The sequence below is a fragment of the Pseudomonas sp. NFPP07 genome (genome assembly GCF_900115645.1).
GTDB lineage: Bacteria > Pseudomonadota > Gammaproteobacteria > Pseudomonadales > Pseudomonadaceae > Aquipseudomonas > Aquipseudomonas chlororaphis.
This window is the reverse complement of the sequence record NZ_FOXG01000002.1, coordinates 241,725-265,680: the sequence shown is the minus strand read 5'-3', so window position 1 is coordinate 265,680 and position 23,956 is coordinate 241,725. Positions and strand designations below refer to the sequence as shown.

Sequence of the window (23,956 nt, the reverse complement as noted above, 5' to 3'; positions counted from 1 at the left end):
GTTGAATCGTTTTTATCCGATGGCATTGTTGGGTGAAGGATGTTTTATAGGTACTAGCCCTAACGGAGGGGAATTGTCTGGGTAATATCAGTCATATTCGAGGCAGAAGGTTAAATAATGGATTATCCGAGTAGTGTTCCAAGTGTTGGCTTGGTAGATGGCCGATTTATCGATGAAAATGTCATTTCTGGTGTTCCAGGATCACTGATTCCTGCAGCATGGGGCAATGGTGTAACTCAAGAGATACTGGCGGTAGTAAAAAGCGCAGGAATAGCACCGGATGAGAACGACAACGCTCAGTTGCTGAAGGCATTGCAGGTTATTGTTGGTAAAGCAAGCCCGATGCTTTCAGTCGTGAAAAATATTGCAGTTTCCAGATTGCTGGAGTCTGACGAACTGGGTTTGTTACTCATCAATGGTGCGGCAGATACAGTGTCGATAACACTTCCTCCCTGCAACGAAGGTTTAGGTGTGCGTGACGTTATTGTGCGTCGCGTGGATAACAGCGGTAACCGCCTGGTAGTGCAATGTTCGGGGACTGACAACATCAAGTTCCACACCCATTTGCGTCCTGCTGGTTATCCCTTCCTGGTGCTTATGGGGGCAGGGGATTGGTGGCACCTACGCAGTGATGGTGCTGGAAGTTGGTGGCCGGTAGGTCGGTTCGATAGCACGCCTCTGGGGCGCCCGGTCTTTGAAACGACGACTGCTTTCAGCCCCGGTGGTTATGGCGCCTTGAACGGGGCGATTCTCAGTCGGGCCGAATGGCCCTGGCTGTGGGATCACGCCAAGGTGTCGGGAATGATGTGGACCGAGGCGACGCGAGTCGGTGCAGAAGGTGGCTGGAGCAGCGGTGATGGAACACTGACGTTTCGGGGGCCCGAAGGGCGGGGTGAGTTCCTGCGGGTTCTGGACGAAGGGCGCGGAATCGATCCGGGTCGTAATCCTGGCGTTGTCCAGCGAGACCAGAATCGGGCGCACATCCATACGCCGACGGCCGTGGCAGTGGGGGAGGGAGCTGCGAATGGAGCGGTCTTCCAGACTTCGGTCTGGTCTCTGAGATACACGCTGCCCTACCAGTTGGTTGGGACCACACCTGTGGGGACCGGTTTATCCAACGAAGGAGGCGCAGAGGCGCGTCCCCATAACGTTGCCTATCCTGGCCGGTTGAAACTGATCTGAGACGAAATGATGAACTACCTGATTGATGCATCGGGGGCTCTGATCGGCCCTGTTGAGTTTCCCCTTATTCCTGGCTTGGGCATTCAGTTGCCAAATAATGCTGTAACTCTGGACCAGCAGCTCGATGAGCCAATGTCTGGTCATGTATGGGCCCTTATCGGAGGCTGGCCTCAACAAGTTCTTGATTTGCGTGGTGTGGTCTACAGCACCGATACAGGTGAATCCGTGGAGTGGTCCGAGGTGGGTGACCTGCCAGAAGGATTTACGAAAACGGCGCCTCCGGGACCGTACTTTAGTTGGAGCGAGGGTTCCTGGCAGCTTGATGTAAAAGCACAACAGGCAGCGGCAACACTCGCCGCTCAAAGTGAGCGGGACAAACAATTGGCTGAGGCGACGTTGCGCATGGCGCCACTTCAATACGCCCTTGAACTGGGAGAAGCCTCATCCGAGGAACAATCTGCCTTACTAGAGTGGAAGCGCTATTGCGTTGCCTTGAACCGTATCGAGCAGCAGCCGGGTTATCCGCTTGAAATTGAGTGGCCAGTGCTAACTCTGGATGCCCCCCGTGGCCGGTTGAATGCCTTGCGATCTTTCTTCCGTGCCAAATGAACCCAAGTCAGGGAGACACTAATGTCTGTGACCGAGGGACAACTCCTCAAAATCATGCCCAACGCCCGCTCCCAAGCGGGCGTTTTTGTTTCTGCGCTTAACACCGCCATGCTGAACCGCCATATCAACACGCCCAAACGCATGGCCGCCTTTCTTGCGCAGGTCGGTCATGAGTCGGGGCAGTTGCGTTATGTGCGGGAGCTGGGCAATGACCAGTACCTGAGCAAATACGACACCGGCAGCCTGGCGGCCCGTCTGGGCAATACCCCGGAGGCCGATGGCGACGGCCAGAAATACCGTGGCCGTGGTCTGATCCAGGTCACCGGTCGCGACAACTACCGGCAATGCAGCCTCGGGCTGTTCGGTGACGAGCGTTTACTGGCGTTGCCCGAATTGTTGGAACAGCCGCAGTGGGCCGCCGAGTCGGCCGCCTGGTTCTGGCAGCAGAACGGCCTTAACGAACTGGCCGACCGCGACCAGTTCAACAGCATCACCCGTCGTATCAACGGCGGCTTGAACGGGCTGGAGGACCGCCTGCAGCTCTGGGCGCGGGCACGGGAGGTGTTATGCCAGCCTTCGGCCTGATGCCTCTGTCTTACCGGGCAATGGCTGTCGTCGTGCTGCTGGCCGTGGTGGCCGGCATCGCGGGGACGCTGGCCTGGCAGGTTCAGGAGTGGCGTTTTGGTCGGCAACTGGCGGAGCAGGCCAGGCTGCACGGCGAAGCGCTGAATCAGTTGAACCTGGCGGCCGCTGCCCGGCAGCGGGACGAGCAGGACAAACGCCTGGCCCTGGAGCAACAGCTGCAAGCCAGCGACCAAACCCATTACCGAGCCTTGAGCGATGCCCAACGTGATCAAGGTCGCCTGCGCGACCGTCTTGCCACTGCTGATCTGCGCCTGTCAGTCCTCCTCGACGCCCATGACCGCGCCGCCGGCTGCACAGTGCCTGCCACCCCCACCGCCGGCGGCCTGGTTCATGGAGCCCCGCGAGCCCGACTTGACCCGGCGCATGCTCAACGAATTATCGGCATCACCGATGCCGGCGACCGGGGACTGATCGCCCTGCAGGCGTGCCAGGCCTACGTCAGGGCGTTGAACCGCTAAACATTTTGATCCGCTCCGTGCCTTGCAAGCGCGTATCGCTCGTGTACGGTAAGACCTCCGCCAACCCGATCAGGAGAGGACCGTGAACGAAATCACCCAGCTTGCCGCTGAACTTGGCAGGCGCTTGCAGATTCTGAATACCCACGTCACCACGGCCGAATCCTGTACCGGTGGCGGGATTGCCGAGGCCATCACCCGCATTCCCGGGAGTTCGGCCTGGTTCGAAGCGGGTTATGTGACCTACTCCAATCGGCAGAAGACCCAACAGCTGGCGGTGCCGGAAGCGCTGTTCGCTTCCGTCGGCGCGGTCAGCCGCGAGGTGGTCGAGGCGATGGTGCGGGGCGCGCAAGGCAAAAGCAGGGCGCGTTTTGCCGTGGCGGTCAGCGGCGTGGCCGGCCCGGACGGCGGCTCGCCGCAGAAACCGGTGGGCACCGTATGGCTGGCCTGGGGCGTGGGAGAGGCGGTAACGGCCGAGTGCCGACACTTTGCCGGGAATCGGGACGACGTCCGCCGACAAACGGTGAAGGCCGCGCTAGAGGGCTTGCTGCAACATGCCGCGGCAGAAATCTCAAAACAGGGGTAGGCGATCCACGAACGCTGTGGAATAATACTGGCTACTTATACAGGTGTTGGCCGTCAGGCCTTATTGATTACGTGAGGACTTTAATGGACGACAACAAGAAGAAAGCCTTGGCTGCGGCCCTGGGTCAGATCGAACGTCAATTCGGCAAGGGTGCCGTAATGCGTATGGGCGATCACGACCGCCAGGCGATCCCGGCCATTTCCACTGGCTCTCTGGGTCTGGACATCGCACTCGGCATCGGCGGCCTGCCAAAGGGCCGTATTGTTGAAATCTACGGTCCGGAATCGTCCGGTAAAACCACCCTGACCCTGTCCGTGATTGCCCAGGCACAGAAGATGGGCGCCACCTGCGCCTTCGTCGACGCCGAGCACGCACTGGACCCGGAATACGCCGGCAAGCTGGGGGTCAACGTTGACGACCTGCTGGTTTCCCAGCCGGACACCGGTGAACAGGCACTGGAAATCACCGACATGCTGGTGCGCTCCAATGCCATCGACGTGATCGTGATCGACTCCGTGGCGGCACTGGTGCCCAAGGCCGAGATCGAAGGCGAGATGGGCGACATGCACGTGGGCCTGCAGGCCCGCCTGATGTCCCAGGCGCTGCGCAAGATCACCGGCAACATCAAGAACGCCAACTGCCTGGTGATCTTCATCAACCAGATCCGTATGAAAATCGGCGTGATGTTCGGCAGCCCGGAAACCACCACCGGTGGTAACGCGCTGAAGTTCTACGCTTCGGTTCGTCTGGATATCCGTCGTACTGGCGCGGTGAAGGAAGGTGACGAAGTCGTCGGTAGCGAAACCCGGGTCAAGATCGTCAAGAACAAGGTGGCTCCACCGTTCCGCCAGGCTGAATTCCAGATCCTGTACGGCAAGGGTATCTACCTGAACGGCGAGATCATCGATCTGGGCGTGCTGCACGGTTTCCTCGAGAAGTCCGGTGCCTGGTACAGCTACCAGGGCAACAAGATCGGTCAGGGCAAGGCCAACTCGGCCAAGTTCCTGCAGGACAACCCGGAAATCGGTAACGCCCTCGAGAAGCAGATTCGCGACAAGCTGCTGGCTCCGACTGCTGATGTCAAAGCTTCGCCGGTCAACGAGACCATCGATGACATGGCCGACGCGGATATCTGATCGATCCGATGACCGCCGTACTCGATACCCTCGTCGCGGTGCGGCGAACCGCAATGGACCTGCTCGCGCGACGCGAGCACGGTCGAGTCGAGCTGACGCGTAAACTGCGTCAGCGCGGCGCCTCTCCCGAGATGATCGAAACAGCCCTTGACCGTTTGACGGAAGAGGGGCTGCTATCCGAATCCCGCTATCTCGAAAGTTTCGTTTCCTATCGTGCCCGTTCCGGCTACGGTCCCATGCGTATTCGCGAAGAACTCAGCCAGCGCGGTTTGCAGCGTGCCGATATCGAACTCGCCTTGCGTGAGAGCGGCATCGACTGGCAAGCACAACTGGAGGATGTCTGGCGGCGCAAGTTTGCCGGGCATTTCCCGATAGATGCCAAGGAGCGTGCCAAACAAGGCCGCTTTCTGGGGTATCGGGGATATTCGATGGACATGATCGGCCGCTTGCTGAGCGGCCGAAGGGTGGACGATTGACCTGTAGGGCCCGCGAGTCGAATGCGCGGGCCTCTGCTTTTGGGCTCAAGTGACCTTGATCGGTTCTCTCGTGCGTTGTTGCGCCTTGGCCTGATTCACCGCCCAGTTTTCCGGCAGGTTGATGAAGTCGATCAGTTCGCGCAGGCGGCCATTGTCGCGGGCGTTGAAGGTGAACGACAGGCGTGCCAGATGGCTGAACTCCGGTTCGTTGTGCTCCTCGACATTGTAGGCATGTTGATGGAAGCGATCGCTCAGGCACAGGTCGGCGAAAGCCGTCTGCATCTGCTCGAGCGCCGGTTCGCTGAGTTTGTGATTCATGCGAATGACAAACTGATGTTTCAGCCAGCGGCTGGAGTGGAAGTTGCTGTAGAACTGGTTGATTTCTTCGACCGCCTCCTCGGTATTGTGCGCCAGGCGCATCAGCTTCATGTCGGTTGGCAGGATGTAGCGGTTGTTCTCGAGCTGATTGTGGATAAAGTCCAGCGCCCCTTGCCAGAAGGTTCCTCCCGGGACATCCAGCAGCACCACCGGTACCAACGGGCTCTTGCCGGTCTGGATCAGGGTCAGTACTTCCAGCGCCTCATCAAGCGTGCCAAAGCCACCCGGGCATAACACCAGGGCATCGGCTTCCTTGACGAAGAACAGCTTGCGGGTAAAGAAGAAGTGGAAGGACAGCAGGTTCTCCGTGCCGTCCACCGTCGGGTTGGCATGCTGCTCGAAGGGCAGGGTGATGTTGAACCCCAGGCTGTGATCGCGACCGGCACCTTCGTGGGCCGCGGCCATGATGCCGCCACCGGCGCCCGTGATGACCATCAGGTCGGAGCGGGCCAGGGCCGCGCCGAGTTCTCGTGCCAGGCCATACAGCGGGTGTTCGATCGGGGTACGCGCGGAGCCAAATACCGTCACCTTGCGTCGCCCCTTGAACTGTTCCAGCACGCGGAAAGCATGTTCCAGTTCGCGCAGGGCCTGCAGGGTGATTTTTGCGTTCCAGCGGTTTAGATCGTCCTGGGCCATGCGCAGGACGGTGAGAATCATGTCGCGATAAAGAGGAATGTTGGGGCTGTTGGGAGCGATCAGGTTGAGTTGTTCTTCGACCTTGCTGAGGTCGATACCGTTGCTCTGAAAATGACGACTGAGGAGGTCATTCGGTTCGTAAGGCATTCAACTTCTCCTTCTGCACAGAACCTTTGACACGAACGAAGCATTCGTTGGTATCACGACACTGCATGTGTCGCTGTCAGCCCGGCTTTGGCGGCTGATTCGCCAGGGTGGAAAAACCCTGACGTGGCCAGCGGGCCATCCATACAGGTTCTGCTATTCCTTGATTTAGAAAGCATGTGCACTGCAAGACGCGCTTGGGCGGCCTCCGGATCCACCCAGGAAAATTCAGCATGAACACTTTGAAATCTAGACCTTCATGATGATTCGCGCTGACTTGATCATGGGCCTTGAAAGTCGGGGCTGGCAATCACTTATTAGCGGTGGCGTGCAGCGTATTCACCGCCTGTCTGAACGCATGTCGACCGGTGGAGGCTCTGATTTACTAAGTTACAGCGCTAGCAAGACAGCTTGGCGTCAAAGGGCAGGATGCACAGGTCGGGGTTGTCGCGCAGGTAATGGCGAGTGGGGCACGGAGGCTGGTCATGCACAAAGTCGTACTGGAAATAGATGCGCAGCTGTATCAACTGCTGAAGTCAGCGGCAGACGCCAATCATCTGACTCTTGAAGAGGAATGCCGACGCCGGCTTGAAGGTGGGGAACGCCGTTCGAGCTATTTGCAGGCCCTGTTGGCGGAGCTGCGGGCCGATGATCAACAGCGGCACGCAGCAGGGCACTGAATTACTTTTTCTTCTTCGTCGGGGCCGGGCAGTCCGACTCCTGGAAGCGTGCCGAGGCGACCGGGCGGTTGGTGCGGTTCTCGGTGAATTCGTAGCGCATGATCGCACCCTTGGCCATCAGCTTGCGGTAGTTCGGGTCACGGCAAACGCTGGCGCCCAGTTGCAGGTAGACCGCCTTGGGGTTGGCGCGCATTTTTTCCGCGTGTTCGGCCTGGACGCTGAGGTGGTTGATCAGCTCCTTGCCTTCGACGGTATAACCCTGGTCGAGGATGTTCTCGTTGACTTCCCGAGGCGTGCCGACGTTACTTTCCTCGGCGGTTTTCTGCAGGGTCTTGTTCAGTTCGAAGTCTTGCAGCGATGCAGCCTGAGCACTGAACGGCAAGGCCAGCAGAAGGGCGGCGGTGGGAACGATAAAGCGCAACATGAAACTCTCCTGGTTCAGTGACTGATGCTTCGACCAGTCACGCGACTGTGCGTTCAGTGGCGGCGAATTATAGGGGAGCGAGGGTAGGTGGTACAGGTTTGAGCAGAGAGCTCTGATAAACTTGTGCGAATTTTCAGCTTTCCGAGTTCTTTTCGTGTCGATTCCTTCTTTCTGCCAGGGCGGCTTCTAATGAGTCATGCCGTATCCCGCCTGCGTGCTCAACGTCTTGCGCGTGCCGTCAGACCTTTTACTGCACGAGGTTCCCGGGCGGAGCGCTGTGCGGGCTGTCGGGTGATTCCCAGCCACTGCATGTGCGCCTGGCGCCCCAAGGTTTCCGCGCAGTCGGCGATGTGCCTGATCATGCATGACGTCGAACCCATGAAGCCGAGCAATACCGGCTGGCTGATCGCCGATGTCATAGAAGACACCATGGCGTTCCCCTGGTCGCGAACAGAAGTCGACCCACAATTGCTGGCCTTGCTGGCCGATCCCCAGTGGCAGCCTTATGTGGTGTTCCCCGGAGAGTTCGTCGCGCCACAGCGGGTGGTGAACGAAGTCCGCCTGGAGGCGGGCAAGCGCCCGCTGTTTATCCTGCTGGATGCGACCTGGAGCGAAGCGCGCAAGATGTTTCGCAAAAGCCCTTATCTTGAGCATTTGCCGGTATTGAGCCTGGAGCCCGAGCAGTTGTCGCGCTACAAGCTGCGGCGCTCCAAGCGCGATGACCATTTCTGTACCGCGGAGGTTGCGGCGCTGTGCCTGGAGTTGGCCGCGGACCGGCAGGCCGGCGAAGTGCTGGATGCTTATCTGGATGTGTTCAGCACCCATTATCTGTCGGCCAAGTTCCAGCTTGAGATCGATCCCGATGATGAGACGCACACGCGCCTCAAGCCTTTTCTGTAAGAGCTGAGGCAAGGGACTGGAATTTTTCGGCCAGAGCTGCGCCACCAGCATCCCGCTCAGCATCGAGGCGCAGCCGTGCGGGCGTGGCTTTGCATGATGGCACTGTTATTAGTTAGCAAGCTAAGATGCCGCACAGCCCGAAGCTTGACCACCCCGGCTTCGCTGGGCATGCTTGGCGCCGATTAGGGCGCGACCGATCTTTGAAACGCCGCATTTCCGGGCTCTTGGCGTTGATCGTGCTCTTTGGGTGCAGCATTCTGGCTGACACCTGTGTTGCCTTGGCGAGGACCGAATGCATCGGTGCTCCCATAAAAAACAGGATCATTTGAAAAATGGCCACATACGAAATCCTGATTGCCGATGACCACCCCCTCTTTCGTAGCGCACTGCATCAAGCGGTGACCCTGGGCCTCGGCCCGGATGTCCGTCTGGTGGAAGTGGCGAGCATTGCCGAACTGGAAGCCCGCCTGACCGAAAAGGCCGATTGGGACCTGGTGCTGCTGGACCTGAACATGCCGGGCGCTTACGGCTTTTCCGGCCTGGTGCTGTTGCGCGGTCAGTACCCGCAGATTCCGGTGGTGATGGTGTCGGCACAGGAAGAAGCATCAGTGATGGTGCGTTCACGCGAATTTGGCGCCAGCGGTTTTATTCCCAAGTCCAGTTCTCTCGAAGTCATTCAACAGGCCGTGCGCAGCGTGCTCGACGGCGATGTCTGGTGGCCGCCACAGGCCTTCGAAGAGGTCAGCGTCTCCGCCGAGGCCAAGGCGGCCAGCGAAGGCCTGGCGAGCCTGACGCCACAACAGTTCCGCGTGCTGACCATGGTCTGCGAGGGTTTGCTGAACAAGCAGATCGCTTATGAGCTGAGCGTTTCGGAAGCCACCATCAAGGCCCATGTGACGGCAATCTTTCGTAAGCTGGGGGTGCGGACCCGCACTCAGGCGGCGCTGCTCCTGCAACAACTTGAGTCAATTTCCAGCCAGTAACTGGCTCTTTCTTCACGCTTTTTTGACTTTTGTTGAACTAGCTTTCCCATTCCTTATTGTTCTAGTTGCCTATTTATGTCGCCTTTCAAAGGTCAAACCGGTCTTAAACGCATCCTCAATGCCTCGGGATACTCCTTCGATGGCCTGCGGGCCGCCTTCACCGGCGAAGCTGCGTTTCGTCAGCTGGTGTTGCTCAACGTGATTCTGATCCCCGTGTCTTTCCTGCTGAATGTCAGCCGGGTCGAGCGGGCGTTGCTGATTGCTGTCTGCTTGCTGGCGCTGATTGTCGAACTGCTCAATTCCGCGGTCGAGGCGGCGATCGACCGCATCTCCCTGGATCGACATCCACTGTCGAAAAATGCCAAGGACATGGGCAGCGCCGCGCAACTCGTGGCCTTGAGCATGATTAGCGTGGTCTGGGCAGTGATCCTTATCTAAGGAATGCTCGGCAGCACGATCTCGTCGCTGCGCTGCACCCCGGCGGTAAAGGCGCGGCAAAGTTCGAGGAACTCGCGCATGGCCGAGGTCTGATATTTTTGTTTGTGCCAGATGAAGTAGAACTGCCGGGCCAGGTCCAGGTCCGGCGTCTCTACCGGCACCAGGCTGCCACGCCGGAAGGCGTCGCGCAGCGCCAGCCTGGAAATGCAACCAATCCCCAATCCCGACTCCACCGCGCGCTTGATCGCTTCGGTGTGTTCCAGTTCGAGCCGGATATTCAGCGCGCTGCGGTGATGACGCATGGCCTGGTCGAAGGTCAGGCGCGTGCCCGAGCCTTGTTCGCGCAGAATCCAGGCTTCGTGGGTCAGTTCCTCCATGCTCGCATGGCCGCGTTTGGCCAAGGGGTGCTGCGGGGCGCAGAACACCACCAGCTCATCCTCGACCCAGGTTTGCACTTCGATGTCCGGATGGCTGCAGTCGCCTTCGATTAGACCCAGGTCAATTTCGTAGTGGGCGACCTGTTGCACGATATGCGCAGTGTTCTGCACATGCAGTTTGACCTGGCTCTCCGGGTGGACCTGCATGAAGCTGCCGATCAACAGGGTCGCCAGGTAATTGCCGATGGTCAGGGTCGCGCCCACCGACAACGAGCCGAAGCCGGACTTGCCGTTGAGCAGGTCTTCGATTTCCTTGGCCTGGTCCAGCAACGCCACCGCCTGGGGCAGCAGCTGTTTGCCCAGGGCGTTGAGGCTCAGGCGCTTGCCAGCGCGATCGAACAACTGGCAACTGGATTGCCGTTCCAGTTCGGTGATCGAAGTGCTTGCCGCGGATTGGGAAAGGGCCAGCAGGCCGGCAGCACGAGAAACGCTCTCTTGCTGGGCGACGGCGACGAATACTTGCAGTTGACGGAGAGTAAATCGCATATCGATATAACCGATAACCCTTATCTTAATAATCCAGTTAACAGATATTGTCGCCGCCATTAGAATGCTGTGCAATTGCGCTCGGCTCGCTTGTCGCAGAGCAGGCGCCGACAACTTTCCAGGAGTCCCCCGTACATGAGCAACATGAACCACGAGCGTGTCCTCAGTGTTCATCACTGGAACGACACTCTGTTCAGCTTCAAGTGCACCCGCGATCCGGGCCTGCGCTTCGAGAACGGTCAGTTCGTGATGATCGGCCTGCAACAGCCCAACGGCCGCCCGCTTATGCGCGCTTACTCGATTGCCAGCCCGAACTGGGAAGAGCATCTCGAGTTCTTCAGCATCAAGGTTCCCGATGGTCCGCTGACTTCCCAGCTGCAGCATTTGAAGGAAGGCGACGAGATCATCATCAGCAAGAAGCCTACCGGTACCCTGGTACTGGACGACCTGAAGCCTGGCAAGCACCTGTACCTGCTCAGCACCGGCACCGGCCTGGCGCCGTTCATGAGCGTCATCCAGGATCCGGAAACCTACGAGCGTTTCGAGAAAGTGATCCTGTGCCACGGCGTGCGTTACGTCAACGAAGTCGCCTACCGCGAATTCATCACCGAGCACCTGCCGCAGAACGAGTTCTTCGGCGAAGCGCTGCGTGAAAAACTGATCTACTACCCGACCGTGACCCGCGAGCCGTTCGAGAACGAAGGCCGCCTGACCGACCTGATGCGCAGCGGCAAGCTGTTCAGCGACATCGGCCTGCCGCCGATCAACCCGCAGGACGACCGCGCCATGCTGTGCGGCAGCCCGAGCATGCTCGACGAGACCAGCGAAGTGCTCAACAGCTTCGGCCTGACCGTTTCGCCACGCATGCGCGAGCCGGGTGACTACCTGATCGAGCGCGCCTTCGTCGAGAAGTAAGCGACTCGCAGCACAGAAAAAGCCCGCGTTGCCTGAGAAGGCAGCGCGGGCTTTTTCGTTTCCGGTTGCCGGTCAGCGCGCGGGGACCACTTCCAGGACCTGGATCAGGCCCGGCTGCGGGTAGTGCCAGCGCACGTCCAGATCCCAGAACTGCGCGCCGTATTCGCGTTCCGGGGTGGGCATCTGGTAGGCCGGGCGTGGGTCCTGGGCCAAACATTGCTCGATCAGCTCCACCAGTGGCTCCTGCAGGCGTTGAGCGTGCGTATGAGCCTGTTGCAGAGCGTTGTCGCTCCACCGCACCGGGATCAGCTGCGGTGCCGCGCTGGCGATGCTGTTGCTCGCGCTGTCGATGATGTCGGCGTAAGGCACGTAGGGCTTGATATCGAGAATCGGCGTGCCGTCCAGCAGGTCGATGCCGGAGATCCACAGGCGATTGGCCTCGACCTTGTCCAGCTTGACCACCGACTGGCCAATGCCGTTGGGCCGGTGGGTGGCGCGGGTGGCGAAGACCCCCATGGACTTGTTGCCGCCCAGGCGCGGCGGACGGACCTTGAGCCGTGGTTTGTCTTCCAGCGCCTGGTGAAACAGGAACAGCAGCCAGACGTGGCTGACCTGTTCCAGGCCCTGCACCGCGTCGCCCTGGTCGAAGGGCGCCACCAGCTCCAGCACGCCACGGGCCGCCGGGGCCAGTTGCGGCTGGCGCGGGATGGCGAACTTTTCCTTGAAGCAGGAACGCACGAAGCCGATGGGGGAAACGCTGTAGGTCATTTTGCAAGCCTCAAGTTGCAAGCTTCGAGCTACAAGCTTTGAACTTGCAGCTTGTAGCTGTCTTAAGCCCTGACGCGCAGGGTCAGGCCCTTGAGGAAGTTGCGCAGCAACTGGTCGCCGCACGGGCGGTAGTTGGTGTGGCCGAACTTGCGGAACAGTGCGCTCAGCTCGGGCTTGGACACCGGGAAGCCGGCGGCCTTGAGGATGGCGTGCATGTCGTCTTCCTTCAGCTCGAAGGCGACCCGCAGCTTCTTCAGGATGATGTTGTTGGTCACCGGCAGTTCGATCGGCAGCGGCGGACGGCTTTCGTCCTTGCCACGCTTGAAGATCACCAGGCCGTCGAGGAAGTGCGCCATGACCTCGTCCGGGCAATGCACGAAACCTTCTTCCTCGTCCTTTTTCAGGTAGCCGACGATGTCGTCGAGGCTCACGTCAAAGCCGGTGAGCTTGATGATCTCGACGACCTTCTTGTCGCTGATGTCGAGCATGTAGCGCACGCTGCGCAGTACATCGTTATGAATCATGTCTACAGTCCTGGTCTGTTCACGTTGAGCGCCGCATGCACGCGCGGCGTCTGAATGGGGTGTCGGCCTAGAATTTCTCTTTGGCGGACAGGTAGCGCCATTGCCCGACCGGCACCTTGCCGATGGAAACCCCACCGATACGGATGCGGCGAATGGCGACCACCTTCAGGCCTACCGCTTCGCAGAGCTGGGCGATCACGCCCGGTTGCGGGTTCTTCATGGCGAAGCGCAGGCGGTTTTCGTTCTGCCAGCTGGCCTTGACCGGCGGCAGTTCGCGGCCCTTGTAAGTCAGGCCGTGGTTCAGGCGGTTGAGGCCGTGGGCGACCATCTCGCCTTCCACCTCGACCACGTACTCCTGCTCGATCTTGGCCGCGTCGGCGGTCAGCTTGCGCAGGATCTTCCAGTCCTGGGTGAACACCAGCAGGCCGCTGGCATTGGCTTGCAGATCGGCGCTGGCGGTCAGGCGCAGGAAGTGGCCCTTGAGCGGCCGTTTGCCGAAGCGGTGTTCCTCGGACAGGCTGGCGGCGCTCAGCGACTGCATAGCGCTGTCGACGTCCTGGCCGGCCGGTACGTTCAGCAGCAGGGTCACCGGCTCCGGCGCGGTGGCCTTGGCCTGCGGGTCGAGCTCGACTTTCTGGGTGTCGACCTTGAACTGCGGCTCGTCGATGACCTCGCCATCCACGGTGACCCAGCCGCCCTCGATGAACAGCTCAGCCTCCCGGCGGGAGCAGCCGACGAGTTCGATGAGGCGTTTGGAGAGACGAATCGGGTCAGTCATGACAGGGGCCGTAGCAAAAGGGGGCAGGCATTGTACCTGCCCGGCGCCGGTTAATCGCGGGTCCATTTGCCCGCTGTGGCTTTTAGCCGCGCAGCGCTTGCTGCTGGGGCTGTTTCAAACGCATGTGCAGCAGCGGATAGGGCTGGCCCATGCCGTCGTGCTCGGAGCGACCGATAACCTCGAAGCCCTGCTTGAAGTAGAAGCCCAGGGCTTGCGGGTTCTGCTCGTTGACGTCGAGTTCGTCGGCGTTCAGGTGTTCGATGGCGTACCTGAGCAATTGCTTGCCCAGGCCCTGGCCGCGATGGGCGGGATCGATGAAGAGCATCTCGATCTTGCCGGCGGCGACCCCGGCGAAGCCGGTGATGTGCTGGCGCTGGTCCCGGGTGCAGATCAGCATCACCGCATCCAGATAACGGTTCAGCACCAGGTTTCTCAGCAGTTCGATGTAGCTGTCCGGCAGGAAGTCGTGGGTGGCGCGCACCGAGGCCTCCCAGACCCGGGTCAGTTCCGGGTAGTCGCTGTGTTTCGGGGTGTGGATGACCGAATGATGGCGCATGCCGCCTGCTCCTGTGTGGTGACGCATCCGTGGTCCTGAGCAAACGATAGACGTAAAAAAGCCCCGCATCTCGCGAAGAGAGCGGGGCTTTGCGGTTTTTTACGCCTTACAGGACTTCGGCCCACAGGTCGTATTCGTCGGCGTCGGTGACCCGGCACCAGACCTTGTCGCCTGGCTTGAGGTCGCCGGCACCGTCGATGAACACGTTGCCGTCGATTTCCGGAGCGTCGAAGAAGCAGCGGCCCACGGCGCCCTGTTCGTCGACTTCATCGATCAGCACTTCGATTTCCTTGCCGATGCGCTGTTGCAGGCGTGCCGAGCTGATGGCCTGCTGGTGCGCCATGAAGCGCTCCCAACGGTCCTGCTTGACCTCGTCCGGGACCACTTCCAGGTCCAGATCGTTGGCCGGCGCGCCTTCCACCGGCGAGTACTGGAAGCAGCCGACGCGGTCGAGCTGGGCTTCGGTCAGCCAGTCGAGCAGGTATTGGAAGTCTTCTTCGGTTTCGCCAGGGAAGCCGACGATGAAGGTCGAGCGGATGATCAGCTCGGGGCAGATCTGGCGCCAGTTCTTGATCCGGGCCAGGGTCTTGTCTTCGAAGGCCGGGCGTTTCATGGCCTTGAGCACTTTCGGGCTGGCGTGCTGGAACGGGATGTCCAGGTACGGCAGGATCTTGCCGGCGGCCATCAGCGGGATCAGCTCGTCGACGTGCGGGTACGGGTAGACGTAGTGCAGGCGGACCCAGACGCCCAGGGTGCTGAGGGCTTCGCACAGCTCGGTCATGCGGGTTTTCACCGGCGCGCCGTTCCAGAAACCGGTGCGGTACTTGACGTCGACGCCGTAGGCGCTGGTGTCCTGGGAGATCACCAGCAGTTCCTTGACCCCGGACTTGACCAGGCGCTGGGCCTCGTCCAGTACATCGCCGACCGGGCGGCTGACCAGCTTGCCGCGCATCGACGGGATGATGCAGAAGCTGCAGCTGTGGTTGCAGCCTTCGGAAATCTTCAGGTACGCGTAGTGGCGCGGAGTCAGCTTGATGCCTTGTGGCGGCACCAGGTCGATCAGCGGGTTGTGGTCCTGTTTCGGCGGCACCACTTCGTGCACCGCGCTGACCACTTGCTCGTACTGCTGCGGGCCGGTCACGGCCAGCACGCTCGGATGCACGTCGCGGATATTGCCTTCTTCCACGCCCATGCAGCCGGTGACGATGACCTTGCCGTTTTCCTTGATGGCTTCGCCGATCACTTCCAGGGACTCGGCCTTGGCCGAGTCGATGAAACCGCAGGTGTTGACCACCACGACGTCGGCGTCCTGGTAGGTGGACACCACGTCATAACCTTCCATACGCAGTTGCGTGAGGATGCGCTCGGAATCGACCAGCGCTTTTGGGCAACCCAGGGAAACGAAGCCGACCTTGGGGTTGGCTGGCGCGGTAGGGGTGGACATGTCTAACCTCGGTATAGGTGTCGGGCCGCTCGGCGATCTGGATAAAACCGCTGGCGACGAACGGGCGCTAGGGGCGCCTCTGATCAAAAAGTGCGCAATTCTAGCGATGGCCGACGCACTTGACCAGCTTTATGCAGGGAAATACGACGAGTGCTGCGCTATGCTTCGCGCCGTTGCGCCCAGGTGAATTCTTATAGTCAACAGAACGTCTGTAACTGTAAGTAAAAGGGCGCATGCTGCATTGGCATTCACGAGAGTCTTGCAAGCTTGGCGTTGTCTTGAATGTCATGCCTTTTATAAGAAGCCCCGATCTGGGTAGTAGGAGTGGTGGATGGGTCAGGCAAGTAGTCAGGCGGTAGGCGGCGAGCATTCCAGGGCCAGGCCCCTGGGGATGCTGGTGGCGGCGGTCGGGGTGGTTTATGGCGACATCGGGACCAGCCCGCTTTATACCTTGAAGGAGGTATTCGCGGGGCATTACGGGGTTCCGGTCAACCACGACGGTGTATTCGGCATCCTTGCATTGATCTTCTGGTCGCTGATCTGGGTGGTCTCGATCAAGTACGTGTTGTTCATCCTGCGGGCCGACAACCAGGGCGAGGGCGGCATCATGGCCTTGACCGCCCTGGCCCGGCGGGCGTCGACGCCCTATCCGAGGCTGCGGGTGGTCCTGGTCATCCTGGGCCTGATCGGTGCGGCCTTGTTCTACGGCGACAGCATGATCACCCCGGCGATTTCCGTATTGTCGGCGGTGGAGGGGCTGGAGATTGCCTTCGACGGGCTCGAGCACTGGGTCGTCCCGATGGCGCTGATCGTGCTGGTGGCGCTGTTTCTGATCCAGAAACACGGTACCGATCGCATCGGCAAGCTGTTCGGACCGGTAATGGTCCTGTGGTTCGTGACCCTGGGCGGGCTGGGGATCTACGGCATCGCCCAGCATCCGGAAGTGCTGCAGGCGCTGAACCCGGTCTGGGGCGTGCGGTTCTTCATCGTGCATCCGGGCATGGGCGTGGCCATTCTCGGCGCGGTAGTGCTGGCATTGACCGGTGCCGAAGCGCTGTACGCCGACATGGGCCACTTCGGGCGCAAGCCGATCGCTCGTGCCTGGTTCGCCCTGGTGCTGCCGGCGCTGGTGCTCAACTATTTCGGCCAGGGCGCCTTGCTCCTGGAGAACCCGGAAGCGGCGCGTAACCCGTTCTATCTGCTGGCACCGAGCTGGGCCCTGATCCCACTGGTGGTCCTGGCGACCCTGGCTACCGTGATCGCCTCCCAGGCGGTGATCTCCGGCGCGTTCTCCCTGACCCGCCAGGCGATCCAGCTGGGTTATATCCCGCGCATGTACATCCAGCACACCTCCAGCGCGGAGCAGGGGCAGATCTACATCGGTGCGGTGAACTGGGCGCTGATGGTCGGGGTGATCCTCCTGGTACTGGGCTTCGAGTCTTCCGGCGCACTGGCTTCGGCCTACGGCGTGGCGGTGACCGGGACCATGCTGATCACCAGCATCCTGGTGTCGGCGGTGATGCTGTTGCTGTGGAAATGGTCGCCGGTGCTGACGGTGCCGATCCTGCTGGGCTTCCTGCTGGTGGACGGGCTGTTCTTCGCCGCCAACGTGCCGAAAATCTTCCAGGGCGGTGCTTTCCCGGTATTGGCGGGGATTGTGCTGTTCGCCCTGATGACCACCTGGAAACGCGGCAAGGAACTGTTGATGGACCGCCTCGGCGAGGGCGCATTGCCGCTGCCGATCTTTATCAACAGCATCCGTGTGCAGCCGCCGCATCGGGTCCAGGGCACCGCGGTGTTCCTCACTGCGCGCTCCGACGCCGTGCCCCATGCGCTGTTGCACAACCTGCTGCATAACCAGGTGCTGCACGAGCAAGTGGTGCTGCTGACCGTGGTCTATGAAGATATCCCGCGGGTGCCGACCCAGCGTCGCTTCGAGGTGGATTCCTATGGCGAAGGCTTCTTCCGGGTGATCCTGCACTTCGGTTTCACCGACGAGCCGGACGTGCCTGAAGCGCTGAAGCTGTGCCATCTGGACGAGCTGGACTTCAGCCCGATGCGCACCACCTACTTCCTCAGCCGCGAGACGGTCATCACCTCCAAGATCGTCGGTATGGCGCGCTGGCGCGAGACGCTGTTCGCCTTCATGCTCAAGAACGCCAACGGCAACCTGCGCTTCTTCAAGCTGCCGGTGAACCGCGTGATCGAGCTGGGTACGCAGATCGAGATGTAAGCGGGCGCAACAGCAGAAGCCCTCGTCACCTTAGCGGTGACGGGGGCTTTTTTGTTGGGGGAAGGTTCTCTCGCCGCTGCCTGCCGGGGTGGGTTGGCTGATGCTCCTGAGTGCCTTTGAACTCACTGCAAGCGCGTTTCCAGGGGCATGAAAAAGCCCCCGGTGCCGGTTGGCAGCGGGGGCCTTGTCTGGGCATCAGATCACTCTTCGGCGACCTTGTCCTTGCCCTGGCGTTTCTCGATGACGTTGACCAGGCGCTGGGCCAGGGCCGGGTAGTTTTCGTCGAAGTGATGGCCGCCCGGCAGTTTCATGGCTTCGCCGACGGCGGTCTTGTCGGTGCAACCGCTTTCGTCGACTTCTTCCTCGCCGTAGATGCACACCACCTTGGCGGCTGGCAGCTTGGCCATTTCCGGGCCGGTGGCGGCTTCCTTGCCGGCGTTGCCCAGCCAGCCTTCGACTTCGATCTCGAAGCTGCCAGTGCGGGCGAAGGCCAGCAGGATAATGGCGTCGACCCGCTGCTGCTCGGCTTCCGGCAGGCGGTTGTAGATGGCCGGCAACACGTCGGCGCCGAACGAATAGCCGGTCAGCACGAAGCGCTTGGTGCCCCATTTCTGCCGGTAGTGCTGCATCAGTTCGGTCAGGTCGGTGGCGCTCTGTTCCGGGGTCTTGTGCTGCCAGTAGTAGCGCAGGGTGTCGATGCCGACCACCGGGTAGCCGATCTTCGCCATCTCGCCGGCCACGTCACGGTCCAGGTCGCGCCAGCCGCCGTCACCGGAGAGGAACAGGGTCACGGTGTCCTTGGCCTGGCCGGCCGGCACTTCGACCACCGGGATGTTCAGGCCGCCGTTGTCCGAACCCACCAGCAGCTTGCGCAGCTCGTTGTTCAGCACCTGGGGCAGGTGAATGTCGTAGTCGCTGATGCTGGTGCTGGCATTGGGGGTGTCACGCACGAAGCCGGCGCTTTCGTCATCCGGGTTGTCGTTCCAGGCCACCAGCCAGTGGCCGTGGGCCAGCGTCTTGGGCAACGGGTCGGTGCAGCCCGGGGCCGGGTTGATGGTAAAGCCCACCGACACGGCCTGGGCCTTGTCGTCGTTCTGGGTGGCGATCCAGCGCCAGGCCAGGGCGGCGCCAGGGCCGATACCGCTGACCAGGGTCGCCGGGCCCGCGAGTTGGCCGAGGGCGGTCTGCAGGGCTTGTTCCTGCAGCTTGCAGTCGTCCTTGGGCAGGATCACCTGGACGATCTGCGCCGCGCCGCCGCGGCTCAAGGCCAGGAGTTGGGTATCGGTCAGGGCTTCGTCGGCGAGGACGGCCACGGCGACCCGGGCCTTGGCCTGGGCGGCCGGGGTGACCCGGGTCAGGGTCGAGCCATCGGTCTGGGCCAGGTGTTCCAGGGTCGGTTGTGGTGCCGGACGATTCCAGTACCAGTAGCCGCCTCCCGCTATCAGGGCAAACACCACCAGAGTGGCTAATACATACCGCCAGGAGCGTTGAATCATCAGCGTTTCACCAATCCAGTCAGGCCGCCCGCAATCAGGGCGGCGGTATCGGCCAGTGCCACCAGCGGATCCAGTCCGGCGGGCACGGCCATGTAACGAGGTTCCCAGTCAGGCTGGAATTTGTCTTTGAAACGGCGCAACCCTTGGAAGTTGTACAGCTGCTCACCCCGACGGAAAACCATCGATCCAAGGCGCTGGGTCAGTGGCGCGCCACGCCGGGGTTGCAGACCCGACAACGGCACCATGCCCAGACTGAAGCGGGCATACCCATGGTTTTTATAATGCTGGATCAGGCCGACCATCATGAATTCCATGGTCAGCTTGGGAGCCTCCGGGTGGGCGCGCATCAGGTCGAGGCTGGCCAGGTCATGGCTGTAGGTCTCGAGCAGGTTGGCGAAGGCCACCGGGCGTCCTTCAAAACGGATGATCGCGATACGGAAATGCTTGAGGTAATCCTCGCTGAAACGCCCGAGGGAGAAACCTTTTTCGCGGACATTCTTGCCGGTCAGCCAGGCATCGGAAATGACTTTCAGCTCGTCCATCGGCGCCTGCCCGGCCTCATGGATTTCCAGCGACAGGCCGTCGCGGGTACCGCGGTTCCAGGTGTAGCGCAGGTCCTTCATCTCCTTGCCCTTGGCTTCGAGGTCAAAGCGGTTCAGGTCGACCCGGGCTTCTTCGCCAAGCTTGATCGCGGTCAGGCCGATGTCCATGTAGTACGGCAGGTTTTCCGCGCGCACTTGATAGAACACCGGGCGCGCATGGTGGACGTCGCACAGGTCGCGGAACTGCCAGATCATCTCGGCCCGTTGCTGGGTCGGCCCGATCGGGTCGTACAGCGCCACCAGGCTGCGGCCGCGCCGGGCATACATGAGGAAGGCGTCGTCGTTGGGATGGAACAGCAGGGCCTTGTCGCCGGTCAGGGACAGGCCGCCGTCGGGCTGGGAAGAGGCCATGAGGATCTTCGCCGCGCGGTCCAGCTCCTCGCCATTGGGCAGGTGAATCACCGGGCGCGCGGTGCGCAGCAGCCAGGTCAGGGACACCACCACCAGCAGCACCGCGGCGCCCAGCAGCGAGCGCAGGCCCCGTGGGGCATCGGCGTCGAGGGTGAACTGCCACCACAGCTGATGGCTGTAGGGCACGTCCTGATAGGCGAACAGCAGCAGCCAGATCGATGCGCCCAGCACACAGACGCTGGCCACCAGGTACAGCGGCGAGAACGGCAGTTCGGTGAGGCGACTCGGCCGGTAGAAGGAGCGTCGGAAGACCGCCAGCAGGCTGGCGGTCAGGGTCATCAGGCTGGCTTCTTCCCAGTCGAAACCCTTGAGCAGCGAGAGCACGGCACCGACCAGCAGCAGGATGGTGGTCAATATCCAGGCTGCGGACAGGCGCCGGCGCAGGCCCTGGGCCAGCAGCAGGCAAAGCACCCCGACCAGGCTGGCGCCGAAGTGCGAGGCATCCACCAGGCGGTGCGGGATCAGAAAACCGATGTGTTGCAGGCGGGTGTCGATTTCCGGGGTCACGCCGGAAAACAGCAGCACCACGCCGGACAGGAACACCAGCACCGCGAGGATCGGTGCGGCCAGGCCCGAGGCCACCCGTAGCGATTGACGGGTCTGGAACAGGCGCTGGGCTTCATTGATCAGCAGCAGAACGCAGGCCACCAGCATCGGCAGGATCACGTAGATCAGCCGGTACAGCAGCAGGGCGGCGGCCAGTGGCGCCGCGCCGAGCTTGTCGGCGAAGGCGGCCAGCAGAATCGCTTCGAACACCCCGACGCCGCCGGGTACATGGCTGAGCACGCCGGCCGCCAGGGCCAGCAGGTAGACCAGCAGGAAGGCGCCGAAGGGCGGTGCCTCGGGCAGTAGCAGATACAGCACGGTGGCGGCGGCGGCGACGTCGAGGGCGGTGATCAGCAGTTGCAGGAGCGTCAGGCGACGTCCAGGCAGGCGCAGGGTGCGGCGCCCGGCCTTGACCAGCAGGTTGTCCGGCAGTGGCTGTTCAGGCAGGCGGCGCCGGTAGATACCGATGGCCAGGATCGCGCAGAGCAGCAGTACGGCGCCGGCAATGCTGGCCAGCAGGCCTTCGGAGAGGCGCAGGGCGGCGGAGGCGGCGGGCAGGTTGCTCAGGGTCGCCAGGGCTGCGAGCGGTGGCAGGGCGCAACCCAGGGACAAGCTGGCGAACAGCGTCATATGGGCGACGTCGCCGGCACCCACGCCATGCCGGGCATAGAGGCGGTAACGCACCGAGCCGCCGGAGAGCAGCGACAGGCCGATGGCGTTGCCGATGGCAAAGGCGGTAAAGCCCCCGAGGGCCAGGGTGCGCGGCGGCAGGTTCACCCCGGCGTAGCGGCTGGCGGACCATTCGTAGCCGAGCAGGATGACGAAACCGACCACGGTCGCGGCCAGGGCGCCGAGCAGGGCCGGCTTGGGCACGTCGAGGATCGAATCATGCAGGGCATACAGATCCAGCTCACTGAGCAGGTGGCGACAGGCAATCAGGGCGATGCCGAACAGCAGCAGGGTCACCACCATGCCGATCGGCTGGCGGTATTTGCTCAATAGCTCCAGCCAGCGCAAGCGGGTGGCCGCAACCGGTTGGTTCGCTGTAACGGTATCGGTGTCTTGTGAGTCAGACGAGTTGGCGCGCATCAATCACCTCGTGGATTGTGCGCGACAGGATGGGGGTATCCAGCCAAGTTACCAATCCCTGCAGAAAAAATAGTTTCAAATATTAACGCGTCTCACCATGGCCCTGCGAGCCCGGACGGCCAGCGTTTTCAAGCGGCGGCCTGGCAATGAGCATAGCGGGTTGGAAAGAGTGGGGGAGGTGACTGACGGTTCACGGGAGGTTGCCAGGTCATTGTTGCGAAAAGATTTTTTCGACAGATACAAAAAAGGCCACTCTTTCGAGTGGCCTTTCTTGTTGTTTGGTTGCGGGAGCCGGATTTGAACCGACGACCTTCGGGTTATGAGCCCGACGAGCTACCAGGCTGCTCCATCCCGCGTCTGTGTGGCGGCATTCTACAGACGAATGCTGGAGTGTCAACCGTTAATGGTCCATTGAGTCAAATAAGTGTTGAATGACTCGCAAGGCGGGTTAAGTCCCGGTACTGCAAAGGGTTTTGTTTGGCGTGACAACAAAACGAGCGCGCACAAAAAAGGCCACTCTTTCGAGTAGCCTTTTTTGATGTTTGGTTGCGGGAGCCGGATTTGAACCGACGACCTTCGGGTTATGAGCCCGACGAGCTACCAGACTGCTCCATCCCGCGTCTGTGTGGCGGCATTCTACAGAGGATCGCCGGCCTGTCAACCGATTAACCGAAAAAAACTGTTTTCGTTCAATTGCTTAGCGTGAAAATGCAGCCCCTGGATCGGCCCTGAAGGCATGCTGCATAAGGCTTTCAGCTCTATTGAGGGGCTTTGACCGATTGAGAAAATAAATTCATCTTCCGATTTTTCTGGCGGCAGGCGGGAGAAATCAAACTACTGGTGCTATATACAGTTCTCGGTGAGATACTGTCGCCCTGTCTTGTGATCGACCTCTTGCTTCCATGAACTCTGCCTTTATATGACGCAGCGCAAAATCATCCACATCGACTGCGATTGCTTCTACGCCGCCATCGAAATGCGCGACGACCCGCAATTGGCCGGCAGGCCGATGGCGGTGGGCGGCTCGGCGGAGCGACGTGGGGTGATCGCCACCTGCAACTATGAGGCCCGCGCTTTTGGCGTGCGTTCGGCCATGTCCTCGCGGCATGCGCTGACGCTGTGCCCCGACCTGCTGATCGTCAAGCCGCGCATGGAGGCCTACCGGGAAGCGTCGAAAGAGATCCATACGATCTTTCGCGACTACACCGACCTGATCGAGCCTTTATCCCTGGATGAGGCCTACCTGGATGTTTCCGACAGCCCCAACTTCGCCGGCAGCGCCACGCGAATCGCCCAGGACATTCGTCGCCGGGTCTCCAACCAGCTGCATATCACGGTGTCGGCCGGGGTGGCGCCGAACAAGTTCCTGGCCAAGATCGCCAGCGACTGGAAAAAGCCCAACGGCCTGTTCGTGATCACCCCGGACCAGGTCGAGGACTTCGTTTCGGCCTTGCCGGTCAACAAGCTGCATGGCGTGGGCAAGGTCACGGCCGACAAGCTGGGACGCCTGGGCATCGTCAGCTGCGAGGCATTGCGCGAATGGGGCAAGCTGGCGCTGGTGCGCGAGTTCGGCAGTTTTGGCGAGCGGTTGTGGAATCTCGCCCGGGGCATCGATGAGCGGCCGGTGCAGAACGACAGTCGCCGGCAGTCCATCAGCGTGGAAAACACCTACGACGTCGATCTGCCCGATCTGCAGAGCTGCCTGGATAAACTCCCGGAGCTGATGCAGACCCTGGCCGGCCGGATCGAGCGAATCGACAGCAGCTACCGTCCGGGCAAGCCCTTCGTCAAAGTGAAGTTTCACGATTTCACCCAGACCACGCTCGAACAGGCGGGGGCAGGGCGGGACCTGGAGAGTTACCGGCAGCTTTTGACCCAGGCGTTCAAGCGCGGGGACAGGCCGGTGCGGCTATTGGGGATTGGTGTGCGTTTGCAGGATTTGCGTGGCGGGCATGAGCAACTGGAGTTGTTCAGCCGTTCCTGAAACAGCATCGCGAGC

General features: G+C 61.1%; 24 protein-coding genes and 2 tRNA genes. 14 read left to right on the top strand and 12 right to left on the bottom strand.

Going from position 1 to position 23,956, the window contains the following annotated elements; all coding sequences use genetic code 11:
- Window positions 1-117: 117 nt before the first annotated feature.
- The 7 genes from BM019_RS06245 (at window position 118) to recX (ending at window position 5,089) form a co-directional block, all read left to right on the top strand.
- Complete coding sequence (locus BM019_RS06245) at window positions 118-1,182, top strand: phage tail protein (RefSeq protein ID WP_092417844.1); 1,065 nt, start codon at window positions 118-120, stop codon at window positions 1,180-1,182.
- Between the two features lie 9 nt (window positions 1,183-1,191).
- Window positions 1,192-1,791 (top strand): tail fiber assembly protein, encoded by a 600-nt coding sequence (locus BM019_RS06240; protein WP_306299206.1) that lies wholly within the window; start codon window positions 1,192-1,194, stop codon window positions 1,789-1,791.
- Window positions 1,792-1,812: 21 nt separating this feature from the next.
- On the top strand, window positions 1,813-2,376 hold the full coding sequence (locus tag BM019_RS06235) for a glycoside hydrolase family 19 protein (RefSeq protein WP_053259832.1): 564 nt from the start codon (window positions 1,813-1,815) through the stop codon (window positions 2,374-2,376).
- The gene (locus BM019_RS06230; RefSeq protein WP_092417843.1) at window positions 2,358-2,894 is read left to right on the top strand and encodes a lysis system spanin subunit; all 537 of its coding nucleotides are present in this window, start codon (window positions 2,358-2,360) and stop codon (window positions 2,892-2,894) included. Before BM019_RS06235 ends, BM019_RS06230 begins: the two co-directional genes overlap by 19 nt.
- An 82-nt stretch (window positions 2,895-2,976) precedes the next feature.
- A complete protein-coding gene (locus BM019_RS06225) occupies window positions 2,977-3,477 on the top strand; it encodes a CinA family protein (protein WP_007923943.1) in 501 nt (166 codons plus the stop codon).
- Between the two features lie 83 nt (window positions 3,478-3,560).
- Window positions 3,561-4,613: a recombinase RecA gene (gene recA / locus BM019_RS06220; RefSeq protein WP_007923942.1), complete on the top strand. Its 1,053-nt coding sequence runs from the start codon at window positions 3,561-3,563 to the stop codon at window positions 4,611-4,613.
- Between the two features lie 8 nt (window positions 4,614-4,621).
- Window positions 4,622-5,089: a recombination regulator RecX gene (gene recX / locus BM019_RS06215; RefSeq protein ID WP_007923941.1), complete on the top strand. Its 468-nt coding sequence runs from the start codon at window positions 4,622-4,624 to the stop codon at window positions 5,087-5,089.
- Between the two features lie 45 nt (window positions 5,090-5,134).
- Here recX and BM019_RS06210 read toward each other — a convergent pair whose 3' ends face one another.
- Window positions 5,135-6,250, bottom strand: coding sequence for an LOG family protein (locus tag BM019_RS06210; RefSeq protein WP_062823502.1), 1,116 nt, complete (start codon window positions 6,248-6,250; stop codon window positions 5,135-5,137).
- A 482-nt stretch (window positions 6,251-6,732) separates the two neighbouring features.
- Between BM019_RS06210 and BM019_RS06205 the strand changes: the two genes are divergently transcribed.
- Window positions 6,733-6,927, top strand: coding sequence for a hypothetical protein (locus BM019_RS06205; protein WP_007923939.1), 195 nt, complete (start codon window positions 6,733-6,735; stop codon window positions 6,925-6,927).
- A 1-nt stretch (window position 6,928) separates the two neighbouring features.
- On the opposite strand, the gene BM019_RS06200 is transcribed toward BM019_RS06205, so the two are convergent.
- On the bottom strand, window positions 6,929-7,351 hold the full coding sequence (locus tag BM019_RS06200) for a PA3611 family quorum-sensing-regulated virulence factor (protein WP_009042441.1): 423 nt from the start codon (window positions 7,349-7,351) through the stop codon (window positions 6,929-6,931).
- Window positions 7,352-7,540: 189 nt separating this feature from the next.
- Here BM019_RS06200 and BM019_RS06195 point away from each other — a divergent pair, with 189 nt between their 5' ends.
- The 3 genes from BM019_RS06195 (at window position 7,541) to BM019_RS06185 (ending at window position 9,672) form a co-directional block, all read left to right on the top strand.
- Window positions 7,541-8,251, top strand: coding sequence for a tRNA-uridine aminocarboxypropyltransferase (locus tag BM019_RS06195; RefSeq protein ID WP_009042442.1), 711 nt, complete (start codon window positions 7,541-7,543; stop codon window positions 8,249-8,251).
- A gap of 332 nt (window positions 8,252-8,583) precedes the next feature.
- The gene (gene erdR, locus BM019_RS06190) at window positions 8,584-9,234 is read left to right on the top strand and encodes a response regulator transcription factor ErdR (RefSeq protein WP_007923933.1); all 651 of its coding nucleotides are present in this window, start codon (window positions 8,584-8,586) and stop codon (window positions 9,232-9,234) included.
- A gap of 75 nt (window positions 9,235-9,309) precedes the next feature.
- The gene (locus BM019_RS06185) at window positions 9,310-9,672 is read left to right on the top strand and encodes a diacylglycerol kinase (protein ID WP_009042443.1); all 363 of its coding nucleotides are present in this window, start codon (window positions 9,310-9,312) and stop codon (window positions 9,670-9,672) included.
- Here BM019_RS06185 and BM019_RS06180 read toward each other — a convergent pair.
- The gene (locus BM019_RS06180; protein ID WP_007923931.1) at window positions 9,669-10,595 is read right to left on the bottom strand and encodes a LysR family transcriptional regulator; all 927 of its coding nucleotides are present in this window, start codon (window positions 10,593-10,595) and stop codon (window positions 9,669-9,671) included. The genes BM019_RS06185 and BM019_RS06180 overlap by 4 nt on opposite strands.
- 135 nt (window positions 10,596-10,730) lie before the next feature.
- On the opposite strand from BM019_RS06180, the gene fpr reads away from it, so the two are divergent.
- The gene (gene fpr / locus BM019_RS06175; RefSeq protein WP_007923929.1) at window positions 10,731-11,510 is read left to right on the top strand and encodes a ferredoxin-NADP reductase; all 780 of its coding nucleotides are present in this window, start codon (window positions 10,731-10,733) and stop codon (window positions 11,508-11,510) included.
- A 72-nt stretch (window positions 11,511-11,582) separates the two neighbouring features.
- Here fpr and tsaA read toward each other — a convergent pair whose 3' ends face one another.
- From tsaA to rimO, 5 genes are all read right to left on the bottom strand, one after another.
- Complete coding sequence (gene tsaA / locus BM019_RS06170; protein ID WP_092417842.1) at window positions 11,583-12,278, bottom strand: tRNA (N6-threonylcarbamoyladenosine(37)-N6)-methyltransferase TrmO; 696 nt, start codon at window positions 12,276-12,278, stop codon at window positions 11,583-11,585.
- Window positions 12,279-12,340: 62 nt separating this feature from the next.
- A complete protein-coding gene (locus BM019_RS06165; protein WP_092417841.1) occupies window positions 12,341-12,802 on the bottom strand; it encodes a YehS family protein in 462 nt (153 codons plus the stop codon).
- 67 nt (window positions 12,803-12,869) lie between these two features.
- Complete coding sequence (locus BM019_RS06160; protein WP_025806691.1) at window positions 12,870-13,580, bottom strand: rRNA pseudouridine synthase; 711 nt, start codon at window positions 13,578-13,580, stop codon at window positions 12,870-12,872.
- Between the two features lie 82 nt (window positions 13,581-13,662).
- Window positions 13,663-14,136, bottom strand: coding sequence for a GNAT family N-acetyltransferase (locus tag BM019_RS06155; protein ID WP_085529982.1), 474 nt, complete (start codon window positions 14,134-14,136; stop codon window positions 13,663-13,665).
- Between the two features lie 106 nt (window positions 14,137-14,242).
- Complete coding sequence (gene rimO / locus BM019_RS06150) at window positions 14,243-15,580, bottom strand: 30S ribosomal protein S12 methylthiotransferase RimO (RefSeq protein ID WP_007923924.1); 1,338 nt, start codon at window positions 15,578-15,580, stop codon at window positions 14,243-14,245.
- A 331-nt stretch (window positions 15,581-15,911) separates the two neighbouring features.
- Between rimO and BM019_RS06140 the strand changes: the two genes are divergently transcribed.
- Window positions 15,912-17,813 carry a potassium transporter Kup gene (locus tag BM019_RS06140; RefSeq protein ID WP_009042448.1) on the top strand — a complete coding sequence of 634 codons (1,902 nt, stop codon included), beginning with the start codon at window positions 15,912-15,914 and terminating at the stop codon, window positions 17,811-17,813.
- 200 nt (window positions 17,814-18,013) lie between these two features.
- Here the strand turns inward: BM019_RS06140 and BM019_RS06135 are convergent, their stop codons facing one another.
- From BM019_RS06135 to BM019_RS06120, 4 genes are all read right to left on the bottom strand, one after another.
- Window positions 18,014-19,309 (bottom strand): virulence factor family protein, encoded by a 1,296-nt coding sequence (locus BM019_RS06135; RefSeq protein WP_062823494.1) that lies wholly within the window; start codon window positions 19,307-19,309, stop codon window positions 18,014-18,016.
- A complete protein-coding gene (mprF, locus tag BM019_RS06130; RefSeq protein ID WP_009042450.1) occupies window positions 19,309-21,957 on the bottom strand; it encodes a bifunctional lysylphosphatidylglycerol flippase/synthetase MprF in 2,649 nt (882 codons plus the stop codon). Before mprF ends, BM019_RS06135 begins: the two co-directional genes overlap by 1 nt.
- A gap of 279 nt (window positions 21,958-22,236) precedes the next feature.
- Window positions 22,237-22,313, bottom strand: a tRNA-Met gene (locus tag BM019_RS06125).
- Between the two features lie 187 nt (window positions 22,314-22,500).
- Window positions 22,501-22,577, bottom strand: a tRNA-Met gene (locus tag BM019_RS06120).
- Window positions 22,578-22,876: 299 nt separating this feature from the next.
- Between BM019_RS06120 and dinB the strand changes: the two genes are divergently transcribed.
- A complete protein-coding gene (gene dinB, locus BM019_RS06115) occupies window positions 22,877-23,941 on the top strand; it encodes a DNA polymerase IV (RefSeq protein ID WP_085529986.1) in 1,065 nt (354 codons plus the stop codon).
- Window positions 23,942-23,956: the final 15 nt, after the last annotated feature.